General features: G+C 62.0%; 1 protein-coding gene. It reads right to left on the bottom strand.

The window, feature by feature from the left end:
• Window positions 1-220, bottom strand: a 220-nt coding sequence (locus QP415_RS12725; RefSeq protein WP_285100314.1) for a hypothetical protein, incomplete at its 3' end; no start/stop codon positions are given.
• Window positions 221-242: the final 22 nt, after the last annotated feature.

Genomic DNA, 242 nt, shown 5'->3' with positions numbered 1-242 from the left:
CCAGCTGCCGGATTGCCCCGTCCCATTCGTGGGCTAGCGGCTGCTGGTAGTCGTAGATGTAAGCGGTCTCTACCTGCTGTTTCAGCACTGCTCTGGGGCTGTCCCCGCCGGTGCCGGCAGCAAAGTACAGGAACTGCCGGTAGGCCTGGTCGATCTTCCACCACCTATCCGTGTACTGGAAGAACCCGTCTGCCGCGTCGGCGAACAGGGGCTTGCCCATAGTGCGGATCAGCGTCAAGCAT

Source organism: Pauljensenia sp. UMB3104, assembly GCF_030217285.1.
GTDB lineage: Bacteria > Actinomycetota > Actinomycetes > Actinomycetales > Actinomycetaceae > Pauljensenia.
The sequence above is the reverse complement of the archived record's forward strand: the minus strand, read 5'-3'. Positions and strand labels throughout refer to the sequence as shown.